At 64.2% G+C, this 4,344-nt stretch carries 2 protein-coding genes; both read left to right on the top strand.

Going from position 1 to position 4,344, the window contains the following annotated elements:
- Positions 1-1,226: 1,226 nt before the first annotated feature.
- Entirely contained in the window at positions 1,227-3,863 is a 2,637-nt protein-coding gene (locus Q8Q83_RS16000; protein WP_305625119.1) for a CHASE domain-containing protein, read from the top strand.
- Between the two features lie 221 nt (positions 3,864-4,084).
- A partial coding sequence (locus Q8Q83_RS15995; protein ID WP_305625118.1) for a hypothetical protein occupies positions 4,085-4,344 on the top strand: 260 nt, incomplete at its 3' end.

The raw sequence follows: 4,344 nt of genomic DNA, 5'->3' as shown, positions 1-4,344 counted from the left end.
AAGCGCGCCCGACATACGGGTTTCGCTGCGCTCAACTTCCCTCGCTCCGGCGCTGTTCCGAGGGTCGTCACGAAGGGCCATCCCTGGCCCATCGTTCCTCGTTTGGCATCCATGCCAAACGCCCCTCTACACAGCACCTCCGCTCGGCCTCCTGACGGGACCTGGGGATCGCGTTGTTTGGGCGATTTGTGGACGGCAGAGCGAAAGGCAAAAGCCAAAGCATCGCGACCAAGGTCGCTCCTACAAAGTCGGGCAAGATTCGTAGGATGGGTTGAGCGCAGCGATACCCATCAAACAGGCCGACAAGCAACCGCATGGGTATCGCTCTGCTCAACCCATCCTACCCGGTGGTGATTTGGTTGTTTGTTATCAACCCGCGATTGCACAGACGCCGCCAAACGCCCCATCAGGAGGCCGAGCGAAATCGTTGTGGAAGGGAGTGAGCCGCATGGATGCGGCGAGAGGCGTAAAGGGCCAGGGACGGCCCTTGTACGCCGGCCCCTGGAACAATGATGGAGTGAGGGAACCCGCCGCAGGCGGGCCGGATGCAAGGGGCAAGACCTCTTGGTTACTTCTGGGGCGTCTGCCAGAAGTGACCCGCCGTAAGGGCGAAACGCAGCGCAGCGGAGTAACAGCCGCAGGCTGGCCCGCAGGGCGAGCGCAGCGAGTCAACCATTAGCCCGGACAAGAAAGAAGCGGCGGATGTACACCAAAAACAGAAAGCGCCCAGCGAACGCCAATCGCGAAATCACAACAGCATGGGTATCACTCCGCTCAACCCATCCTACGCCGCGGTGATTGTGCTGTTGCCCAGCAACCCGCGCTGGCGCAAACGACGCCAATCTCCAAACCAGTTGTAGGGCGGGTGAAACCCGCCACAGCAAAAGACATGGCGGGTTTCACCCGCCCTACGAATCGACAGGCTTGTAGGTTGGGCTGAGAAGCGTAGCGACGAAGCCCAACGATATGCCCCTGGCGTCCCGGTGTTGGGCTTCGCGTTGCTCAGCCCAACCTACGTGATCGTGTCGTGTCTTGGCCAACGTGCTTGTAGGCGCCGCCAATCGCCCCATTCAGATGGGTGTACAGCAATCGATAAACCAGCAAAACCCTGGAAGCGCCTGTCGCCTCTGCGCAATAGAGGCTGGCCTGCTTAACTGCAAGACAGCCACGCGCCGCTAATGCCGCGCAGGTGCCGGGCCAACTCTCGCCAGGAGCCGCCGATTTTGATGCAACCCAGCCCACTCGCCAGCCTGCCACTGCCAGTGAAAATCCTCCTGCTGGCGCTGGCTTATGTCCTCGCCGGCCGCCTGGCTCTGCTGCTGGCCATTCCCCCGGGCTTCGCCAGCGCCATCTTCCCGCCGGTGGGCATCGCCCTGGCGGCCGTGTTGATCTGGGGCTACCCGATGCTCGCCGGGGTGTTCCTCGGCTCCACCCTGCTCAACCTCAGCATCGGTGTCAGCAGTTTCGAGGCGCTGAACCTCAAAGGCGTGCTGATCGCCAGCGGCATTGCCTTGGGCACCTCGTTGCAGTGCCTGCTCGGCAGCTGGCTGATTCGCCGCTACGTGGGCTTCCCCACCGCCCTCACCGAGGAGCGCAGCATCTTCCTCCTGCTGTTGCTGGGCGGCCCCCTGGCTTGCCTGCTCAGCGCCAGCGGCGGTGCCGGGGTGCTGTATTTCAGCCAGGTGATCAGCGCCGCCGAGTTTCCCTTCAGTTGGTGGACCTGGTGGGTGGGCGACAGCATCGGCGTGCTGATCGCCACGCCACTGATGTTTATCGCCTTCGCCCAGCCGCGGGCGCTCTGGCGCAGCCGTGCCGGCAACGTGGGCCTGCCCTTGCTGATCAGCTGCGCGATCATGGTGCTGATCTTTATCCGCGCAAGCGAGGCCGAGCAGCACAACCTCAGATTGCGTTTCCACGAGCAGGCCAAGCTGATGAGCCTGACCCTGCAATCGCGCTTCGATCTCTATGGCAAGGCGGCGCAGTCGATCGAACGCTTTTTCAGCGCCTCGCAGAATGTGACCCGCGCAGAGTTCGCCCAGTTCGTCGCCAACCTGCCGCAGACCTACCCGGGCATCTCGGCGTTGGCCTGGGACCGCCAAATAACCGCAGCCGAGCGCGCCGACTACGAGACGGCCCTGGCTGCCGAAGGCTTCCAGGGTGTGCGCATCAGCCAATACAACGAGGCCGGTGCCCAGGTGCCGGCCGAGGCGCGCGCTAGCTATGTGCCTATCACCTATATCGAGCCCCTGGCCGCCAATGCCCAGGTGCTGGGCTTCGATGTAGCCAGCGATCCACTGCGCCGCCGCGCCCTGGATCAGGCCCGCGATAGCGCCCAGGCGACCATGACCGCACCAATCAGCCTGGTGCAGGGCGGTCAGCCGCAACCCGGCGTGCTGATTCTCTACCCGGTCTATCGCGGCGCGGCGCCGCCCAGCCTCGAGCAGCGCAGAAGCAGCTTACGCGGCTACGCGGTGGCGGTGCTGCGCATCAAGGAGCTGATCGACAGCGCCCTGGGCGTGTATCCCGCCGACAGCTTTCAACTGCATCTGCAGGATGTCACCGAGGCCGCCGCGTACCCCCTGTACGGCCAAGCCAGCAGCGACCTGCCCGGCTACGCCACCGCGCTGGTCTGGCAAGAGCGTTTTCCGGTGGGAGGCAGAAGCTTGCAACTGTCGATCACGCCGACCGCGGCCTTCCTGCAACGCAACCACGGCCTGCAGTCATGGGTGGTGCTGGCCGGTGGCTTGCTGCTGTGCAGCCTGCTCGGCGGCTTTCTGCTGGCCATGACCGGCCGTGCCGAGCAGATCCGCCGGCAAGTCGAACAGCGCACCCTGGAACTGAGCGCTATCCTGGAGAACGCCGCCGAGGGCATCCTGATCTTCGACGCCCAGGGCCTGATCGAGCGGGCCAATCCGGCCATCAGCCGCTTGTTCGGCTATGACGCCGAGACCTTAAGCCGGCGTTGGATCGGCCAGCTGATTCCAGCCCTGCACCGGGACAGCGGCGACGCCTTGGCGGGCCTGCTGGATAAACCCCTGGAAGTTAGCGGCCGGCATGCCAATGCGCAGCAACTGGAGCTGGAGATCACCCTGAGCACCTATGAGCTGCCCGGCCGCCGCCGCTATATCTGCATGCTGCGCGACATCAGCGCACGCAAGCAGGTCGAGCGCCTGAAAAGCGAATTTGTTTCCACCGTCAGCCACGAACTGCGCACCCCGCTGACCTCGATCAAGGGCGCGCTCGACCTGTTGGCGGCCGGTACCGTGGGCGAACTACCGCCCGCTGCGCAGGGCCTGGTCGGCATAGCGCAAAGCAACTCGGAGCGGCTGGTCAACCTGGTCAACGACATCCTGGATATCGAGAAGCTGGAATTCGGCCAGGTCGGCATCCACCTCAGCCGCACCGACCTGCGCCCGCTGCTGCGTGAGGCGCTGGCGCACAACCAGGGCTATGCCGACAGCTTCGCGGTGCGCCTGCAACTGGACGACAGCGCGCTGCCGGAACAGACGCTGGTCGAGGTCGATGGCCTGCGCCTGCAGCAAGTGCTGAGCAACCTGATCGCCAATGCGGTGAAATTCTCCGCGGCCCAGGGCCAGGTCGAGATCAGCGCCCAGGTCATCGAAGGCAAGGTGCGGGTGCAGGTGCTCGACCACGGCCCGGGCATCGCCGAAGAGTTCCGCGCGCGCATCTTCCAGAAATTCGCCCAAGCCGACGGCTCTGACGGCCGCCGCCGCGGCGGCACCGGCCTGGGCCTGAGCATCTGCAAGACGCTGATCGAACGCATGCACGGGCAGATCGGCTACCACAGCGTGCTCGGCGAAGGCAGCACCTTCTACTTCACCCTGCCGCTGCTGGAGGCTTGAGACCAGCCGGAAATGTGAGCGGCAGATGAATAGCACCCGCATGAATATCGCCGCGCTTAACCCATCCTACGAATCTCCCTGCATAACTCGCGGACTTCGCCTCACCCCACGGATAAAGCAGCCTCCGCCCGTTGTCGTACCAGCAGGTAGGCTGACGGCTGTGCTGAAACGACCATCAGCCACAGCGGCCTGGCGGTGTCGTCTATTGCGGAGGTGGAGAGATGAAGGTGAAACCCAGGCTTGGCCTATGGCTGCTATGCGCCATGGCCTGTGGCTGGCTGAACACGGCGGCGGCTGATCAGCGGCACGAGGATGACGAGTGGGAGGAAGAGTTCTGGGCTGGGCCGTGCCGAGTAAAGCGCGAGGCCGACGAGGGTGAATACAAGGAGGAGATCAAATGCCCCAACGGCCAGGGTGCCAACTGGCCCCGTGGCGAATGGGAGGACGAGTACTGGGAGCACGGCTGCAAGGTCAAGATCGA

Origin of the sequence: Pseudomonas sp. (genome assembly GCF_030696055.1) — a bacterium.
In the GTDB taxonomy this organism is placed as follows: Bacteria; Pseudomonadota; Gammaproteobacteria; order Pseudomonadales; family Pseudomonadaceae; genus Aquipseudomonas.
The sequence above is the reverse complement of the archived record's forward strand: the minus strand, read 5'-3'. Positions and strand labels throughout refer to the sequence as shown.